The sequence below is a fragment of the Acinetobacter sp. AOR12_HL genome (assembly GCF_027855275.1).
Classification (GTDB): Bacteria; Pseudomonadota; Gammaproteobacteria; order Pseudomonadales; family Moraxellaceae; genus Acinetobacter; species Acinetobacter baumannii.
The window spans coordinates 87,037-106,219 of record NZ_JAKTIJ010000016.1; the positions used below are offsets into that span (position 1 = coordinate 87,037).

Annotated in this window: 15 protein-coding genes; 8 read left to right on the forward strand and 7 right to left on the reverse strand. The window is 38.7% G+C overall.

Features of this window, described 5'->3' with window-relative positions:
• Position 1: 1 nt before the first annotated feature.
• Together MKL36_RS06900 and MKL36_RS06905 are read right to left on the reverse strand one after the other, a co-directional pair.
• Complete coding sequence (locus MKL36_RS06900) at positions 2-2,461, reverse strand: ABC transporter permease (RefSeq protein WP_086374214.1); 2,460 nt, start codon at positions 2,459-2,461, stop codon at positions 2-4.
• 3 nt (positions 2,462-2,464) lie between these two features.
• Complete coding sequence (locus MKL36_RS06905; protein ID WP_021511441.1) at positions 2,465-3,157, reverse strand: ABC transporter ATP-binding protein; 693 nt, start codon at positions 3,155-3,157, stop codon at positions 2,465-2,467.
• Positions 3,158-3,201: 44 nt separating this feature from the next.
• Here MKL36_RS06905 and MKL36_RS06910 point away from each other — a divergent pair, with 44 nt between their 5' ends.
• Positions 3,202-3,825, forward strand: coding sequence for an arylesterase (locus MKL36_RS06910; RefSeq protein ID WP_031945678.1), 624 nt, complete (start codon positions 3,202-3,204; stop codon positions 3,823-3,825).
• 32 nt (positions 3,826-3,857) lie between these two features.
• Here the strand turns inward: MKL36_RS06910 and MKL36_RS06915 are convergent, their stop codons facing one another.
• Positions 3,858-4,472 (reverse strand): carbonic anhydrase, encoded by a 615-nt coding sequence (locus MKL36_RS06915; RefSeq protein ID WP_001141695.1) that lies wholly within the window; start codon positions 4,470-4,472, stop codon positions 3,858-3,860.
• 284 nt (positions 4,473-4,756) lie between these two features.
• On the opposite strand from MKL36_RS06915, the gene MKL36_RS06920 reads away from it, so the two are divergent.
• Positions 4,757-5,782: an alpha/beta fold hydrolase gene (locus MKL36_RS06920; RefSeq protein WP_000197531.1), complete on the forward strand. Its 1,026-nt coding sequence runs from the start codon at positions 4,757-4,759 to the stop codon at positions 5,780-5,782.
• Positions 5,783-5,808: 26 nt separating this feature from the next.
• Positions 5,809-6,816, forward strand: coding sequence for a hypothetical protein (locus MKL36_RS06925; protein WP_021511439.1), 1,008 nt, complete (start codon positions 5,809-5,811; stop codon positions 6,814-6,816).
• 22 nt (positions 6,817-6,838) lie between these two features.
• Here MKL36_RS06925 and MKL36_RS06930 read toward each other — a convergent pair whose 3' ends face one another.
• Together MKL36_RS06930 and nfuA are read right to left on the reverse strand one after the other, a co-directional pair.
• Positions 6,839-9,103: a TonB-dependent siderophore receptor gene (locus MKL36_RS06930; RefSeq protein ID WP_000044170.1), complete on the reverse strand. Its 2,265-nt coding sequence runs from the start codon at positions 9,101-9,103 to the stop codon at positions 6,839-6,841.
• Positions 9,104-9,272: 169 nt separating this feature from the next.
• Positions 9,273-9,911 carry a Fe-S biogenesis protein NfuA gene (gene nfuA / locus MKL36_RS06935; RefSeq protein WP_000102721.1) on the reverse strand — a complete coding sequence of 213 codons (639 nt, stop codon included), beginning with the start codon at positions 9,909-9,911 and terminating at the stop codon, positions 9,273-9,275.
• A gap of 157 nt (positions 9,912-10,068) precedes the next feature.
• On the opposite strand from nfuA, the gene MKL36_RS06940 reads away from it, so the two are divergent.
• The 5 genes from MKL36_RS06940 to MKL36_RS06960 all read left to right on the forward strand — a co-directional run bounded on the left by MKL36_RS06940 (position 10,069) and on the right by MKL36_RS06960 (position 15,896).
• Positions 10,069-10,686 carry a rhomboid family intramembrane serine protease gene (locus MKL36_RS06940; RefSeq protein WP_000902942.1) on the forward strand — a complete coding sequence of 206 codons (618 nt, stop codon included), beginning with the start codon at positions 10,069-10,071 and terminating at the stop codon, positions 10,684-10,686.
• A 170-nt stretch (positions 10,687-10,856) separates the two neighbouring features.
• Entirely contained in the window at positions 10,857-12,533 is a 1,677-nt protein-coding gene (locus MKL36_RS06945) for an arylsulfatase (RefSeq protein ID WP_021511438.1), read from the forward strand.
• Positions 12,530-13,537: a formylglycine-generating enzyme family protein gene (locus MKL36_RS06950; protein WP_021511437.1), complete on the forward strand. Its 1,008-nt coding sequence runs from the start codon at positions 12,530-12,532 to the stop codon at positions 13,535-13,537. Before MKL36_RS06945 ends, MKL36_RS06950 begins: the two co-directional genes overlap by 4 nt.
• 109 nt (positions 13,538-13,646) lie before the next feature.
• Entirely contained in the window at positions 13,647-13,811 is a 165-nt protein-coding gene (locus MKL36_RS06955; protein ID WP_000854552.1) for a hypothetical protein, read from the forward strand.
• A gap of 537 nt (positions 13,812-14,348) precedes the next feature.
• Positions 14,349-15,896 (forward strand): hypothetical protein, encoded by a 1,548-nt coding sequence (locus tag MKL36_RS06960; RefSeq protein ID WP_021511436.1) that lies wholly within the window; start codon positions 14,349-14,351, stop codon positions 15,894-15,896.
• A gap of 43 nt (positions 15,897-15,939) precedes the next feature.
• Here the strand turns inward: MKL36_RS06960 and MKL36_RS06965 are convergent, their stop codons facing one another.
• Together MKL36_RS06965 and MKL36_RS06970 are read right to left on the reverse strand one after the other, a co-directional pair.
• Positions 15,940-17,274 (reverse strand): D-serine ammonia-lyase, encoded by a 1,335-nt coding sequence (locus tag MKL36_RS06965; RefSeq protein ID WP_021511435.1) that lies wholly within the window; start codon positions 17,272-17,274, stop codon positions 15,940-15,942.
• Between the two features lie 164 nt (positions 17,275-17,438).
• The gene (locus MKL36_RS06970) at positions 17,439-19,070 is read right to left on the reverse strand and encodes an inorganic phosphate transporter (protein WP_001087641.1); all 1,632 of its coding nucleotides are present in this window, start codon (positions 19,068-19,070) and stop codon (positions 17,439-17,441) included.
• Between the last annotated feature and the right edge of the window lie 113 nt (positions 19,071-19,183).

Here is a 19,183-nt window from a genome sequence, read left to right on the forward strand (position 1 = left end):
CTTAAATCTGGTTCAGCTCACGTAAACTTTGTAGTGGCGGTAAATTACACAGATAACCGAGTCGATATCGGCCAATCAGAGCGCAAAGCAACATCATGGCAAATGGTAAAATCAACCATATTTCAATATGCCACTGTAAAGCCATATTCATTTTATAACTTGCAATAGCGCTAATTACCTCGGCAAAACAGCAGGCAACAATGCCTGCTAACAAACCTAAAAAACCAATTTCCAGACTGAGCATCTGCTTCATTTTATTTTTAGAGAGACCAAATGAACGCAACAAAGCCACTTCCCGACGGCGTTCATCCATTAATAGATTTAAACAAGCAATTAAAACAAGTATTCCAGAAAAGCCAACTAAAGCTGCAAGCACAGTCACGATTTTGACTAGAACGTTCATTAAGCGTTTTACTTCATCTAAAATTCGATCAACATCAATAAAAACCGTATTGGAGAATTGCTGAATCATATGGATCATTTTAGGTTGATCTTGCTTAGGCACATAAAAACTACCCAAGTAGCTACCAGCATTTTCATCTAAAGTTTTAGGCGAAAAAATAAAGAAAAAATTAGGACTAAAGCTTTCCCACTCAACGCTCCGAAAATTTATAACTTTAGCTTGCAAGGTACCTTCTGGCAGACTAAAAGTAAGCCTGTCACCAATCTGGATTCCTAAACTTTCTGCTGTTTTACTCTCAACTGAAACTTGGCCTACTGCATTAAATTCCGCTTGACCTTTTGTAATGACATTGTCATCTGGTAAAGCACTCGACTGCGTTAAATTTAATTCGCGGCGTAGAGCGTTATTTTGCTTTATAGCTTCTTCTGAAAAAGGAACATCATTCTTAGCAACTAATCGCCCACGAATGTTTGGATATAACGGTGTGCTTTGCCAACCATTTTGCTTTAACTGTTGCTCAAAAGCTTTTAAATCAAATGGTGGTAGGCCATAAACAAACTGGTTTGGTGTTCCCTCTGGTAATTGCTGTTGCCAACGCTCTAATAAATCTGTTCTTAATACACTTAACACGGTAATGAGGCTTAAACCCAAAGCCAGTGCTGTAATTTGTAAGGCACTTTGCGATGCTGAACGAATATAAAAAGACAAACGGGTTTTCATCTTTTTTAAAGCACGAAGCAATAGCCAGACAACGGTGTAAAGTAAAATGCAAAGCAGAATAATCGCTGTTAGTACCCAAATACTGAGCATTAAATTTTCACTTAAAACTAAGCTAAAAATAACAAGACTGGTAATACCCGCAAAGAACATAAAGAATAACGATTTTCGAGATTTGGCTTGCTCGCGAATAACACGGATGGGAGGAGTATTTAACAACTCCCAAATGCTTGGCAAAATGAATCCAAGTAGCACAATTACACTGGTAAAAATGGCAATTGGTAAGGGACCAAGTAAAAAACCAACCACAGAGAAGCTTAACTCTAGTTGTGGAATCAGTTGTAGCATGAGCTCAAGCAAGCCATAGCCCATCATTATTCCTAAGAGACTACCGATCACAATCGAAATTGCACTGACTACACAAAGTAACCCGATATAGGCCCATAAAATTTGAAACTTACTCGCACCTAAACAACGTATTAAAGCAATGTGATCTTGGTTTTGCTGAACATATCTTTGACTCGTTAAAGCAATGGCGATACCACACAATAAAATTGTTAAAATATTGGCCAATTGCAAAAAGGTATCTAGGTTTTCTAACGGACGTAATAATCTGCTATTTGATTCACTGGCATCGCGTAAACGTAACCCTATGGTTTCTTCCTGTTCATTTGCAGGTTGATGCTGTTGCTTAAATTGCCTTGAAAATGACTGAACCTGTTCAGGCTGACCAGATATTAACAGTCGATAATCGATTCTACTACCAGTTTGAATTGCATGGGTTTTAACAATATCTGCTTGATGAATAATGACAGTAGGCGAAAAACCAGAAAAACCAAGTTCTTGATTTGAATCTCGCACAATCACGCCACTAAAGCGAAATGCCGCATCTGTAATAGATACCATATCGCCTAGTTTAACTTTAAGTAAATCGGCTGCCCTTTGACTCAACCATACTTCACCTGGTTGGATACCACGCGCTATAGGTTCAATCTCAAGCTTTCCTCTTAATGGGAATGCAGGTTCTATTGCTTTTACATTGACCATGACAAACTGATCTTGAGTATGTGCCATTGAACTAAACATGGTCACATTAGTCTGCTTTAAGCCAAGCTGATCTGCCCTTTTTTGCCATTTTGCGTCTATAGGTTCATTATTCGACAGAACCAAATCTGCTGCTAACATTTGCGCTGCTTGTAGACTTACCGCATTTTTAACTTGGTCATTGCTAAACTTAAGAGCGGTGGTTGCACTGATCGCAAGTGAGAGCGCAATAATAAGTAAATATAAGCCTCCGGTACGCAAGCTTTGTAACAAAAGTGGTTTGAGAAGATTACGCATAGTTTAACCACCCTGTACCGTCTTTAGTCGGCCATCATCTAACTCGACATGTCGTTGGCAAAGTGCTGCCAAATTACGGTCATGTGTGACCAAAATAAGTGTAGTACCAAGCTCCCGATTTAAATCAAAAAGAAGGGTTTCAATTTCTTGGGCGGTTTGACCATCGAGGTTTCCGGTCGGTTCATCGGCAAAAATAATTTGTGGCTCGGCAATGAGAGCCCGAGCAATTGCCACACGTTGTTGCTCTCCACCGGATAAGACCTTAGGCGTTTGTTCAGCTTGACGGCTTAAGCCTACCCGATGCAACCAATCTAAAGCTTTTTTCTCAGCAATTTTATAATCAAAATCTTTACGTAACCGAAGCGGTAACATCACATTTTCAAGTGCACTTAACTGTGGCAAAAGCTGAAAAGACTGAAATATAAAACCAATATGCTGCATTCGAATTTGAGCGCGCTGCTCTTCTGTTAACTTATGAACCGCCTGACCACATAACCACACCTCACCTTCAGAGGGTTGGTCTAAAGTCGCTAAAATACCCAGTAAAGTTGATTTTCCTGAACCAGAACGTCCTGTAATTGCTACCTGCTCCCCTTCATAAATATCTAAATCAATATTTTTTAAAATCGTAAATTGATTTTGGTTAATCTGAATAGTTTGTGTAACTTGATGGGCAGCAATGATAGGTTGTGGCATGATGTGAACAGTCCTATATATTGAGTATTCGGGTCGAAACACAAATGTATAAATCTTATTTGTTTGGTTCTAAAAGTCTCTTGCTCATCTCATTGAGCATGTTGCCCATGTTCGTCTCGGCAAAAACTATTTTAATTTTAGGAGATAGTATCAGTGCCGGTTATGGAATAGACCCTAAACAAGGTTGGGTACAATTACTACAAAAACGTTTAGACCAACAGTATCCCAAACAACATAAAGTGGTCAATGCAAGTGTGAGTGGGGAAACCACTAGCGGTGCTTTGGCACGATTACCAAAACTTTTACAAACTTATAAACCCGAGGTAGTTGTTATTGAATTAGGCGGGAATGATGGCTTACGTGGTCAACCACCACAAATGATTCAAAAAAATCTGTCTCAGCTCGTCCAATTAAGCCAGAAGCAAAAAGCAAAAGTTATTCTTTTTGGTATGAAGATTCCGCCCAATTATGGCACGGCTTATAGCAAAGCATTCGAAAATAACTATAAAACTGTCAGTCAAAAATACCAGGTGAAATTGCTACCCTTTTTTCTTGATGGCATCGCTGGGCAAAAGCAACTAATGCAAAATGACTTGATTCATCCAAATGCCCAAGCACAATCAAAATTACTGAATTTAGCTTACCCATACATAAAAGGTGCCCTATAGGCACCTTTTAGTTTTAAATATTTTTATTATGATCAGAAATCAAAGAAAGTAACTTCACCAGTTTCTAGCGAATATTCAGCACCAACGACAATCAGTTCACCTTTTGCAATTAGATTTTCTAATACAGCCGAACCATGACGTAATTGGTTTACCGAAGCAAATACGTTTGAACGCACCGCATGACATGAGAGTTTTTTCAAGTCATTTTTTAAATCAGTCTGCATTAAAATCTCAACTGATGGACGAACACGGTTCACAATCGACATTAAGTTAGAAGATGGCGGGTGCTCAGGGTTCATCAAGGTATCAATTGTCGCTTGAATCGCGCCGCAATGACTGTGTCCTAATACAACTACAACCGGACAGTCATAACGTTCTGCCGCGAACTCAACACTACCAACTTGTGAAGGTGCAACAACATTACCAGCAACACGGATTACGAATAAGTCACCAAGACCTTGATCGAATACCATTTCTGCTGGTACACGAGAATCTGAACAGCCTAATACAATTGCAAATGGATTTTGATCCTTTGCCATTTCAGCGCGTTCATGATGTGATAAGGTTTTTGCAAGGGAAGTATTTCCATTTACAAATCGTTGATTACCTGCTTTCAAACGATCTAAAACTTCTTGCGCAGTAGGCATTTTATATTTCCATTGTTTTTTCAAGGTTAGAAATCATTTTAATGTGTCAAAATTTGAATGTCACTGACAAAAAATAAATCCTTTTTCAGGAAAATTTTTTAAAACTTTAATTAGTTTTATAAGGAAGATCACCGCACAATTACCTACTGTTTAGTGAAAAAATAGACATACTTTACTTTATAGATTGACTATAATTTTCTTGATTCCAAACGTTTGGCAAATGACTCATTGGCAAAGTTTTTCAATAATTTTTCAAACTCGCTTAAGCATCAAGGATGAAATCTATGACAAGGCTGTCCGCCCCAATTAAAGCCTCTATGAAAAAAACTGCTACTGCACTGACTTTGGCTTGTAGCTTATTGTCAGTCATGAGCATTTCTCAAGCGCAGGCAGCCGATAATATTGATGTCAGCTTTCAAACAATATTACAGCAGGAACGTAACTGGGCAGGACTGCAAAGCAAAAGCCTAAAGGTGGGCGATATCACTTGGTCATATAGTGAAGGTGGCTCTAGCACAAAGCCAACTTTACTACTCATTCATGGCCTAGCGGGCAGTCGAGATAACTGGAACCGAGTTGCCCATTATCTCACGACAAATTATCACGTTATTATTCCTGACTTACCGGGCAGTGGCGAAACTATCGTTTCGCAAGACTTTGATTATTCAGTTCCAAACTTAGCTGAAAAATTACGTCGCTTTGTTGAAGCCGCGAATTTAAAAGGCCCAATTCATATTGCTGGGCACTCACTCGGCGGATCAATTGCCCTACTCTATGCTGGACAATATCCATTTGAAACCAAAAGTCTATTTTTAGTCGATAGCGGTGGTATTTTCCGTTCTGCCAACACAATTTATCTAAAAGATCCAACCTATCTAAAACAACTTTTAGTCTCTAAAAAAGGTGATTTTAATTATTTATTAAAACAAACCATGTTTAATCCTCCGTTTATTCCGAAAGAGTTCCTACAAGCTCAAGAAAAACTGATGATTAATCAAGCACCTCAAACCCAGAAACTGGTTGATCAATTGATCGCACTCAATAAAGTCTATACCCCAGATTCATTTGCCGTACTTACTAAAACGATTGACGCCCCTACACTCATTTTATGGGGTAAACAGGATAAAATTATTAATGTAGAAGTAGCAAACGAGCTAAAACGGCTTTTAAAAAATGCCCAGCCTCCAGTTATCTTAGAAAACGTAGGCCATATGCCAATTTTGGAAGCTGAACAGTTGGTTATCCAACAATACGTACCATTTTTACTGAAAGTAGAAACAAACCAGTCGTCAAAAACGACAACACCTTAAATAAAACTTCCAACTTGTGAGACCTTATGTCTACCCAACCCATGATTGAAAAACTTATTGAAGCTCATCTAGATTTTTTAGATGAGCAATTTGCTCAGACTCAGGTAATCCAACAAGAGTTTGAGCAGTTTTATCATTGGTTGGGGAGTCGACAATTACAACACCTTTGGACGTTTGAACAGGTTCAACAGCTCATTCAAAAGCAGATTTTAGACACACCCGCTTCGGATTTTCTTATTGAACAGATTGCTGAGCATATCCGCTTTGCATTGATTCATCCTGCAAATGACACCGCAACTGTTGAAGATGTTATTCCTGTTTTAACCATTGATCGAATTGCACAATACGTTGCCAGTAAAGAAGAGCACCGTAAAAAACTCATTAAAACAATTGTGAATAACCCTGCCTTTTCTGCACTGTTGACTCAATTGATTCAGCAAACAATGCATGATTATTTAGATGAATCTATGTCAAAACGCGTGCCCGGTGTAGGTCGTTTTATGAAGATGGGCAAATCTGTATTAGAAACAGTAACCGACTCTAATCTTGACGATACCATTAACCATTACTTGCAAAAGAATATTTTAAAACTCAGCCAGATGAGTGAGCGTGTTTTAAACCAACATTTTGACAATGATAAACTCTACCATTTTCAGGCAAATGTTTGGCATAAAGTTAAAACCTCGCCACTTTCTGTTTTAAAAAACTATATAGAAGTTCAAGATTTAACAAAAACCGTTGGCCTAGGACATGAAATCTGGGACCACATTCGTCAAACTGATTATCTAAAACAGCAAGTACATGATGGTATCTATACTTGGTATGTACGTAATCAGGAGCGTAGTTTTGATTTATTGCTCCGTGATCTTAATATAGACGAAAATTTAGTGAAGCATGAACTCACCGAATTGCTTGTACCCGTACTACAACAATTAGTCACAACAGGACATTTAAGACGTCGTGCCCGTGTATACTTAGAGAAGTTTTATTATTCAGAAAAAGCATTAGAGATTTTAAATAATAAAGGCGCTTAAAGCGCCTTTGTTATTTTATTGATTAGAAAGAATATTTTAAAGATGCGTAATAAGCTCGACCTGGCTCATTATAAGTTTGGCTAATAGAATTACTGTCTCTTAAAATTTGTTTATCAAACAGATTACTCACACCAACACGCGTACTAATTTGGTCTGAAAACTTATAACCAACATTAATACCAGCGGTACTATAGCTTTTTACCGTACTTGGCTTAAGCGCAGAATTCGCACCTCCTGAACCTATACCGGATTCAAGTCTATTCTCTGCAAATTGACGTGATTTTTGACGACCATATTGAGTAAATACAAAATTTACATCCAATTGATCAGTAATGTCATAATCAAAAATTGAGTTAATTGTATAGATTGGAACTAAAGATAATGGATTCCCAGTTTGCTTGTCTTTCGAGTCCATCATGTAGGTAAAGTTATTAGTCCAGCGGATATCACCGAAGTCTAACCCCAAACTTCCTTCAAAACCTTGAATTAAGGCTTTAGGCGTATTTTCCCAACGCAAAATATTCCACTTCGTATTGGTCACAGCTCCTGTATTTGCATTTGTACTTGAGCCATCAACTGTTCCGACAACATGAGTACCCGCAACAATCTTATCTTTATAATCATTACGGAACCAAGTTAAGCTCGCATTCACGATATCTTTTTGGAACTGAATACCGAGCTCTTTATTTACCGATGTTTCAGGTTTTAAATCACCATTACCTTGTAATAAACAACGCGACTCAATATTAGCAGGGCAGCCATTGCCATTTGTACTTAATAAATACCCTTCGGCATTTTGATACATATTTGGTGCTTTATAAGCTTTTGCTACCCCACCTTTTAAAGTGAAATAATCATTGAGTTTTTGAGTAATATTTAAGCTTGGGCTCCAATTAGAACCAGATTTACTATGGTCATCAAAACGTAAACCTAATACAACATCTGTGCTGTCTGTAACTTTCAGGTTATCTTCAATATATGCAGAAGCAATACGTGACTCCATTTTACTACGATCACCTTTCGCTAATTGATCGCCATAACCTGAACCACTGCTGTCTTTACCTTGAGTTGTCGAGACATTATCTTTAAATCTGTCTTCAACCCATTCGGTACCTACAGTTAATACTTGGGGTAAATAGTATTCAAAAGGAATATTAGCCTCGCCGTTAAAGCGAAGAGTTTCTAAACGCGAAGTGGCTTTATCATCAAGATTATTAATTTTTCCTTCTACACTTCCCGCCAAGCCTTCAGGTAGACGTTTGTTATGGGTCTTATCATATTGAGCAACTAACTTACTCTTACCCCAAGACCAATCACCTTCGTGCGTTAATGCATAGCTATCACGATACATGGTATTGGTTTCTTTACCAATGAGCTGCGAAAGAATCGCATCCGCTTCAGCATTTGCATTTAACTGAGAGTCACCAGAATAAATATTACCTTGTTTGCTAGAAGAAATATCAAGCAAGACAGTTTGCTGGTCTGTTGCCTGCCAAGCTAAACGTCCTGAAATATCTTTATTTTTAACACCTTCACGGCCAGCTGCGGTACTACCAATTGATTTATTAATATCAACATCGTCAGCTTCTGTTTTATTATAATTACCATATAAACGATAAGATAAAACATCCTTAATTAGTGGCCCACTTACGTTAAAACCAACACGATTTGATGAACCTTCTTTGGAGTCTTCAGGCTGTGAAGTATAGAACTCTACTGAACCATGAGTTTCATTCGTTACTTTTTTAGTAATGATGTTAACTACACCACCCGCAGCACCAGAGCCATAACGAGCTGCTGCTGGTCCGCGTAAAACTTCGATCGACTCGATGGCTTCTGCTGGTACCCAGTTTGAGTCGCCTCGTGTATCACGCTCTCCTTTCCAGCCATAACGGACTGAATTACGAGAGTTAATTGGTTTACCGTCCACTAAAATAAGCGTGTTTTCAGGGCCCATTCCGCGAATATCAATTTGTCTATTATTACCACGCTGCCCAGTAGCACTATTACCTGTCAGGTTGACACCTGGCATACGACGTACATAGTCAGAAATATCATTACGAACTGGTAGTTTTTCTAAATCTTCTTTGGTAATAACCGATACACCGAGCGATTGCTTCACTTGCTCTTCAGCTGTTACGAAAATTGTTTCCAATTTCACAGGTTCAGCAGGCTTTTCTAATGTTTGTTCAGCTTGTTCTTGCTCATTTTGTGCAGCAAAAGCCATAGACATCATACTTGCCAGTACTGAAACAGAAAGCACTGACTGGATAATACGCTTCGACATAAGTATTCCCAATATATTGATTTATTAAACATCTCTCATTTTCAGTTTCGCATTGTAACAAACATAAATAAAATTACAAATGATATTGATAATAATTATCATTATTTGCATTGAATAATAAAAAAACCTCATTCCGAGGCTTTTTTATTTCACTTTTCAAATAATTTAATTATTTGAAATAAGCACCTTCTGCTTGTGTATGGTCTGTTTGGTCAACCACACGTTGTAGTTCAGGAATGTGTTCTTTCAAGGTTGTTTCAACACCTTGTTTTAAAGTCACATCAATTGCTGAGCAACCTTGGCAACCGCCACCAAATTTCAATACAGCAGTAAGACCATGTTCAGGGTCATCTTGCACTTCAACTAAGCTACAGTTACCGCCGTGTCCTGCAAGGCCCGGGTTAATTTCTGCTTGAAGTACATAGGTAATACGCTCTTCAATTGATGCATCTGGCCCTACGCGCGGCACTTTAGAGTTTGGTGCACGGAAAGTTAACTGACCACCAAAACGATCTTTGTTGTAGTCAATAACAGCGTCTAAAAGATAAGGGATAGACGGCGCATCAATATATGCAGGGAAATCAGGATAGTCCTGTTTATAATCCGTTGGCACCACTTCTTCTGGTGCACTATATGCCATACAGCACTCTGCACGTGGTGTACCCGGATGTTCAACAAAAATTCGAACGCCAATTCCCGGAGTATTTTGCTTCGCCAATAATTCGTGCAAATACTCTTGTGCAGATGGTGTAATCAAAAGGTTCGGAATTTCTTCTGCAACAGCAGTGTTGGTGTTCTCAGTCGACATAACAATATTCCTCAAGCTGATGCCTTTATATTAACCGAAGATGAGGTGGATTTAAAAAAAATCAACTAAATTTGTCGGATTTATACACAACAGGGTTTCAAGTTGTGTTTTTAATGGCATTATTGCCATCAGTATTGATCATTTTTAAATATTTCTTATGTTGCATTTGCCGTTTAATCACACCATTACTCTTATTATTATTACGGTCATTGTGTCTTTACTTGCTTTTAGCAATCAAAATGTCATGAACCGTTTGATCTTCTGGCCGCCTGCAATGCAACGTGGACAATTTGATCGATTCATTACTCATGGTTTTATCCATGCAGATGGTACACATTTGCTCTTTAATATGATTACCCTGTTTTTCTTTGGCAGCATCATCGAAAGTTTTTATCGCCAATATTTTTATGACATGGGTTTTGTGTTGTTTTACTTAGGGGGCTTAATCTTCGCGATCTTGCCAAGCTACCTACAACATAAAAATGATGCAAACTGGGCAAGTCTAGGTGCTTCAGGAGCCGTATCTGCGGTTCTATTTGCCTATATTTTATTTCAACCGTGGAAGCTGATTTTTGTATTCTTCATCCCTGTGCCAGCTATTATTTTTGCAGTTCTCTATGTTGCTTATAGCATTTGGGCAGGTAAACGTGGCAATACGCATATTAATCATAGTGCCCATTTATGGGGTGCGGCTTACGGCGTAATTGTAACGATTTTGATTGAGCCAAGAGTGATTCCTCATTTCTTAGATCAACTTACTCGCCTACCTTTTTAAATCCATATTTTTGAGAAAAGCCCAATATGGGCTTTTCTTTTTTTCTCATTTATTTATCAAGATAAATTCTCAGATATTTTTCTGATTTTCTTTGATCAATTCCTTGTTTTGATTGCAAAAACCATCTGATTAAACTCAAGCACAATTCTTTTAATAATTCAGATGATACAATGAAGTACAAAGCTCTTTTATCTAGTCTTTCTATTGCTTTATTTAGCTTATCTTTAGCTGGATGTAACGATAATGATTCACAAGAAACTGCGGTAAGTACACCAAAGCAGCCGAATATTTTATTCATTATGGCCGATGACTTAGGCTATTCAGATTTAGGAGCTTTTGGTGGTGAAATTCATACCCCAAACATTGATAGTTTAGCGCAAGAAGGTCGAATTTTAACTGACTATCACACTGCACCTACATGCTCGCCTACTCGTTCACAACTCATTTCTGGTACTGATCATCACTTGGCAGGCATAGGTGCTATGGCAGAGCTTACCCCTGAACATTTAAAAGGACAGCCTGGCTACGAAGGCTATTTAAATGAACGCTCACTATCGATTGCTCAGGTGCTCAAAGATAATGGTTATCGAACTTATATTAGCGGTAAATGGCATTTGGGATTAACACCTGAAACCAATGCACATGCCAAAGGTTTTGATCATTCATTTACCTTATTACAAGGTCTAGACCATCACTTTAAACAAGCCCCAAGTGCCTTTAAACGGAACTCGACGTATACCGAAGATGGACAAATTATTCCTGTTTCAGCATTGCCTGATGACTTTTTCTCGACCAATTATTTTACCGACAAATTACTTAGCTATTTAGAGTCAGGTAAAAATAGTGGCAAACCATTTTTTGCCTATGCAGCCTATACAGCACCCCACTGGCCAATACAGGCACCAGCAGAATACCGTGAAAAATATCGTGGCGTTTATGACGTTGGTTACGATGCTATCCGTAACGCCCGTATTGCACGCCAAAAGCAACTTGGAATTATTCCAGTAAACTTTGAGGCTGCAGAACCAATTGCAACTCAAAATGCACCACAAAAATATGGCAAGTGGAATGAGTTAACAGCTGAACAAAAAGCGCTTGAAGCACGCAAAATGGAAATCTACGCAGGCATGGTAGAAAATCTCGATGCCAATGTAGGCCGAATTATTCAATATCTCAAACAAAATAATCTTTATGACAACACTTTAATTTTCTTTGTTTCTGATAATGGCGCAGAAGGTTTTGTTCGCGGAAGCTATGGCAGTGAATCAGGCTTTGATAATTCTGTATTAAATGTAGGTACCCCTACTTCTTATCATTACATTGGTCCACGTTGGGCCGAGGTCAGTGCAGCACCTTTCCACTTATGGAAAGATACAGCTGGTGAAGGTGCAACTACCGCTCCTGCTATTGTGAAATTACCAAATCAAAAGAAAGCTGAAGAAACCAATCATAGCTTTGCATCGGTACTCGACGTTTTTCCAACGTTATTAGATTATGCTCATATTCCAGTACCTCAAGGGCAATATAAAGGCCGAACCATTAATACGCCAAGCGGTTATTCTTGGAAGTCTGTACTTGAAAATAAATCACAAACGATACGCCCTGCCAATTTCAGTTTTGCCGATGAATTGCATGGTAGTAAATATGCAAAACAGGGTGAATGGAAAATCGCACTTCAAGGTCGCCCTGAATTAGGAACAGGTTCTTGGGAGCTCTATAACATTGCCACTGATCGTGGAGAAAATCACAATGTCGCGCAGCTTTACCCTGCAAAAGTTCAAGAGCTATTAGCGGTTTATCAAAAATACACTGAACAAAATGGCGTACAGGAATATAACGCCAAATGAAATTGAAACTGGTTTTAAGTACTACAATCAGCCTGTTGTTCATCACAGGCTGTAGCAAGTCTGAACATAACGCTGACACTAAAACGGTTTTACCAAAGCATGCCATTCAATCGGCTGCTTTGGGTTCCATTGAACAGTGTAAGAGCTATACCGGACTTCCTACAGGCTGGCTTAAAAATACAACCGCAGGCATGGTATTCATTCCAGATGGGCATTTTAATTTTGGTTCTGAAAAAGCTTATCCAGATGAACTTAACTTTGGAAAAAAACAACGGGAAGTTAAAGGTTTCTGGATTGATCAAACTGAAGTCACTGTTGCTCAGTTCGCGAGTTTTGTGAAGGCAACTGGTTATATCTCCGATGCTGAAAAACAAAAACAAGCTGCTGTTTTTTCTCCAGACCCCCATCACCCTCAGCAATGGTGGCAACTTAAGACAGGATATACATGGAAAACACCAAACGGCAAAAATGGTGCACTTCCTAACCCTCATGAACCTGTACGCTACGTAACTAAAAATGATGCTGAACATTATGCAGTTTGGCTAGGACGTGATTTACCCACAGAACTTGAATGGGAATATGCCGCTAAAGCAAACTCGCCAACTGATACTCCTTTACATCAAGCACCTACCGATGAGCACCAGCATCCACAAGCGAATTACTGGCAAGGTGCATTTCCCTTTGAAAATCTGAACCAAGATCATTTTACTGGTATTGCTCCTGTCGGATGTTTTAAACCTAACGGTTTTAAACTATTCGATATGATTGGAAATGTTTGGGAATGGACATCTTCTCCTTATCAAGGTGCGCATGACCAGCACATGGGTAATTATTCTGCTTTAAGACAACAAGAAATGAGCAGTACTCAATATGTGATTAAAGGTGGATCGTTTTTATGTGCTGAGAATTACTGCTCACGTTATCGTAATAGTAGCCGCTATCCCCAAGATTTTGATTTAGCCGCTACCCATGTGGGTTTTAGAACGATTTTACGCTCTCCTTAATTTCTTCTTAATTTAGCTGCTAAAAGATATTTTTTAACCAAAAACCGATCGAAATATAATCAAAACATTTCTATAGTAAAAGGGAGAATGATAAAAAAGCGAGAACAACATGAAAACTTTACTTCTTTGTGCCGCAGCAATTTTCACAATGTCATTATCAGCCTGTGCAGTACATACACCTGAGGGTAGTATTGTGATTGATCCTGACTCTCCGTATTACGGACACCCAGGAGGTTTTTGCCCACCTGGACAGGCGAAAAAAGGACGTTGTTAGAAGTACTCTTTTAAAGTCATTAGATAGAGACTTCTATTAAATGATGAACTGAATACCGAAATGGAGGGTTCCAGCCCAAAATTAGATGGGATGAAACTAGAAAATTATGGTGTAAAAAATCACCATATCCCCAAGATTTTTAAAAGACAATCTTACGTTGTCTTCTATCTAGTTTCACCCCAATTCTTTCTTATTTCGTTTGACTTTTCTGATCATTTAATAAAAAAAGTCTAGTTTTTACTCATCGTTGTATCTTTTTATTGATACATTTTGATCATTTTACCTTCAGGTCAAACCTGATGAATTCGCTCTATACAAAATAACTATTTATGTAACGTAAGTCTATAAAAATGTTCTAAAAATGTGAAAAAAAATAAAGGTAAAATGCGATGTAATTATCATAAAAAATGACTCATCTTGTATTCATCACAAAAATATTGAATTTTATTTTGGCAGTTATTGCCACACGTTTCTTTTCGTTGGCATAGATAATGTATACACCTGTATATTAACCTTATCGTACAAGCGAGATATTTTATGTCCAGCCAGAGTTCAGCCGAAGGTCTACAATTTCCGATTCACGCCTCGATCAAAAAGCAAAGCACGTCTCTTACAGGCCAAGAGATTTTGTCAGAAGCTTTATCTATTGTAGATAATAAAACTGCTCAACAGATTTTGGCTGAAAAAAATTGGCGAAAAAATTATCCTATTTACTTTAAGGCACTTGTTAAGCACGGAATTACTAACAGCAATAATCCAATTACCATTGCAAAACAGGGGTTGCATAAGGCTCATCATCTTTTTGATTATTACCGCGATGGTAAACACTATCTTTTAAAAGATGCTCTACACATCCCCACTTCTACTCCTTTAAATACAGTAAGATTTAAAGGCGAAAGTGAAGCTGCACCAGAATGGTATGTTCCATATAAAGGTCAAAAACTGAGCGGAAAAAGCTTACTTGACCAAATTCAAAAATGGGAAAATACAGGTATTATTGAACCAAGCCATGCTAAGGCTTTACGTGAAGCTGCTGCTCATCCTGAATGGTTTGATTTATCTGACCGTACGATGGTGTTATTTGGTGCAGCCTCAGAAGCAGGACCATTACCTTGGCTAGCAAAATGGAAAGCGAATATTGTTGCAATAGATTTACCAAACCCACGAGTTTGGGGGAAAATTCTAAATACAATCCAGCAAGGAAACGCAACGCTTATTGCACCAAGTATTGAAAAAGTTGACTCGTCGGCAAAAGCTTCAGCATTGAGAGATAAATTGGGTGCCAATTTATTAACCCAAATACCAGAAATTGCCCAGTGGTTAGTTCAATTTCCTCAAAAATTAGACTTGGCTGCTATTGCTTATTTAGACGGAGAAAAACATGTCCGTGTTTCTATGGCAATGGACAGTATTATGCAATATGTGAGTGAACATAAACCTGATACCAGCTTAATGTTTATGTGTACGCCAACCGATGTTTATGCAGTACCTAAAGAAGTTGCAGAAGCTGCTCAAGAGAAATTTAAATCCCGTTCACAACTACAAAAAATGGCTGTGAAAGGTGTTTCTACACTCTCACTCAAACGTTTTTTCCAAGCACCTTATCAAGATTTGATTACTAGCGAAAATGGCAAAACTTATGGTATTGCAGACTGTTTGGTAGTTGAACAAGGACCAAACTATGCTTTGGCAAAACGTATTCAACAATGGCGTGCGACACTTGCCCGTCATCAAGGTCAACGTGTAAGTATTAATATTGCACCATCTACCACAACTCATTCGGTCACAAAGAATCCGCTCCTTAAAGCTGCTTTTAATGGCGCAGAACTTTTTGATGTAGAAGCATTTAGTCCAGAAACCACGAATGCGATTATGGCGGCGCTATGGATTCATGACTTAAGAAATGATTCTTCTGTTGCAAACCCTGAAACCGTACTCGACCACCCTCTAGAGTTGATGATGGAGGGGGCTAACCATGGCGGTTTATGGCGTGTGGCTTATTTGGCACGTACAGCTCTTCCTTTTGCAGCCATCTATGGCTTTGCAGCCGAGAAACTTCCATTTAGGAAATTTTCTAAAAAATAATGAAGTTGAAAGCCCAATTTTAGAATTGGGCTTTTTTGTGCAATTAATTGCTTTGGCTATGCGTTAAATACTTCTGCATTTCATCAGGTGGAACCATTCCTCCTCCTGTCGCCCATACCACATGTGTCGCATGTTGTAACTTTTCAGCTGACAATTGATGCAAAGCCAAATAATCAGGAGTAGTTTGCACATAATATGGCCCCATCATGCCTGCCGCTGCCGAGGGCTCAACTTGAATATTTTCAGTTTGATTTAAAAGCGCAATGAGTTCATATAAACATTCATCATGAATGGTGTAGTAACCGTCAATTAACTGCTGCATAGCACGTCCGACAAAACCAGAAGCACGGCCAACAGCTAATCCATCTGCCGCAGTGATGTTATCTAAACCAATGTCATTTACTGAAATCTGATCATGCAGGCCTGTATAAACGCCAAGTAACATACACGGAGAATGGGTAGGTTCTGCAAATATACAATGTACATGCTCACCAAAAGCAAGTTTTAACCCAAAGCTCACCCCACCAGGTCCGCCCCCTACTCCGCATGGCAAATATACAAATAAAGGATGATCTGCATCGACTTTAATTTGCTTTTGTTCAAACTGTTGTTTTAAACGCAAACCTGCAACTGCATAACCTAAAAATAAAGTAGTCGAATTCTCATCATCAATAAAAAAACAAAATGGGTCCTGTTCGGCTGCCTGACGTCCTTCTTCTACAGCAACTCCGTAATCACTGGCATATTCCACCACATTTACACCAAGTGAACGTAGCTTATCTTTCTTCCATTGCCTTGCATCGGCAGACATGTGTACCGACACTCTAAACCCAAGCTTCGCGCTCATAATACCGATTGATAAACCAAGGTTACCGGTAGAACCTACTGCAATTTGATATTTGGAAAAAAATGTTCGAAATGAGTCTTGGTCTAATTTACTGTAATCATCTTCTAGCTTGAGAAGCCCTGCCTCAATGGCTAATTTTTCAGCATGGGCCAATACTTCATAAATACCGCCACGTGCCTTGATTGAACCCGAAATAGGTAAATGACTATCTTTTTTCAGCCAAAGTTTCCCTGTAAGTGTCTTATGTTTTTGTAGCGATAGAGCTTGTTGCATGTCGGCAATTTCTACTAGCGCTGATTCAATTTTTCCATGCTGGGCTTGAGTTTCCGGGAAGACTTTTGCCAAATAAGGTGCGAAACGCGCTAGCCTTGCTTCTGCTTCTTTTACATCCTGTCCTGTAAGACCCACTTTCATTAGTGCTTCGTTTAAAGGATAACGGTGAGGATTAAACCAAAATGTTTCTTGATAGTCTTGTAATGTTTGAATGAGTGGAAATTGTTGTTTTAATTGGTCGAGTTGAACCGTTTTCATCTTATATCCTTTCATAAAAATTTTAAGCTAAACCGTTTACTACAGGTGTTCTAGATAGCCATTAACTTATTAGAGAATTTACCCTAAAAAAATATTTTTTTTGAAATATAGAAATAAAAAAAGCCACTCATACTAGTGGCTTTTTTTTTATTCAAACAGACAGCTTATACAAACTGTAAGAACAACCAGTATAGACCACCAGACAAACAGATGGTTGCAGGAAGTGTAAATACCCATGCAGAGAGAATTGTTTTTACAGTATTGAAATTCAGGCCTGATTTATTGGCAACCATAGTACCTGCAACAGCACTGTTTAAAACGTGTGTTGTTGAAACCGGCATACCTAAACCATCTGCTGCAGCAATTGTACTCATTGCAACAAGTTCAGCAGACATCCCTTGACCATAAGTCATGTGATGCTTACCAATACGCTCACCGACAGTTACCACAATACGTTTCCAGCCAACCATAGTACCAAGTCCAAGCGCTAATGCGACTGCCACTTTCACCCAGTTTGGAATGTATTGTAAGAATGAATCCAAGCTACTACGATAATCTTTCACAAGCTTTTTCTGTGAGTCATCCATTTTTGGTAAAGCATCTGCCTTATCCAAACGCTTAAACGTCGTTGTGCTCAAATACATGTCATTACGGATTTCGCTAATTGCAGCTTCTGGAATATCTTTTAAGTTGCTATAGCTAGAAACACGCTCACCCAAATGGTCAGTCATGCTTGCCAATGCAGGCACAACTTCAGGTGTTTGTTGCTTGGTTTGAATGTATTTAGTTAAAACCGCACGCGCTTTTTCGTCAGTCAATTCTGGTTGATTTTGGTTTAACAAAACCGCAGTTTGAGAAGAAAGCTGGTGGAATGATTGAACCTGCTGTGTATCGAGGTTTTTATTTAATGAATAAGCTAATGGCACTAAACCAACCAAAATAAGCATGATAAGACCCATACCTTTTTGGCCATCATTAGAACCATGTGCAAAACTCACACCTGTACAGGTAAAGATAAGAATTGCACGAATGATTGCTGGTGGTGGCTTATTCCCTTCAGGTGGCTGGAATAATTCTAATTGGCGTTTGAAAATAGTTTTAACCAACAAGAATACAATTGCCGCAAAAGCAAAACCAATTAAAGGAGAAAATAATAATGCCTTACCTACTTTAATCACCTGATCCATATCAACACCACTGGTCGTTACGCCAGTCGATGCACTCAACAGATGATTCATAATACCCACACCTAAGATTGAACCAATCAAGGTATGAGAGCTAGAAGCAGGAATTCCCAAGAACCAAGTGCCAAGATTCCAAAGAATTGCAGCGATCAACAATGCAAAAACCATTGCAAAGCCAGCACCACTGCCCATGTTCATAATAAGTTCAACTGGAAGCAATGCAATAATGCCATACGCAACAGCACCACTTGCGACCATTACCCCAAGGAAATTACAAAAACCTGCCCACATGACTGCAACCGGTGCAGGCAAAGCATTTGTATAAATAACCGTTGCAACTGCATTAGCAGTGTCGTGGAAACCGTTAACAAATTCAAAGCCTAGTGCAATCAAGAGTGCAGTAGATAAAAGAATAACTGAATAAAGGCTTAAAGGTGGAACATGCGCTAAATCAGCACTGACCTGAAACCCAATATAAATAAGTGTTGCAATAATAATCGTCAGAAACACCGGCATAAAAAACTTAGGTGTCGGGACATGTACATTCGTCGATTTTGCTTGCAGGTTTGCCGCAAGTTTTGAATCCGAAACAGGGGGTAGATTAGAATTCATGCAGACGGTAAGAGGATAATAAAATCCTCTGTATTCTTAAATTAAATTATGACAATTATATGACAAAGAGGCGCCTGATGAAGTCAATTTTTTATATTTTGACCTCATTTGAT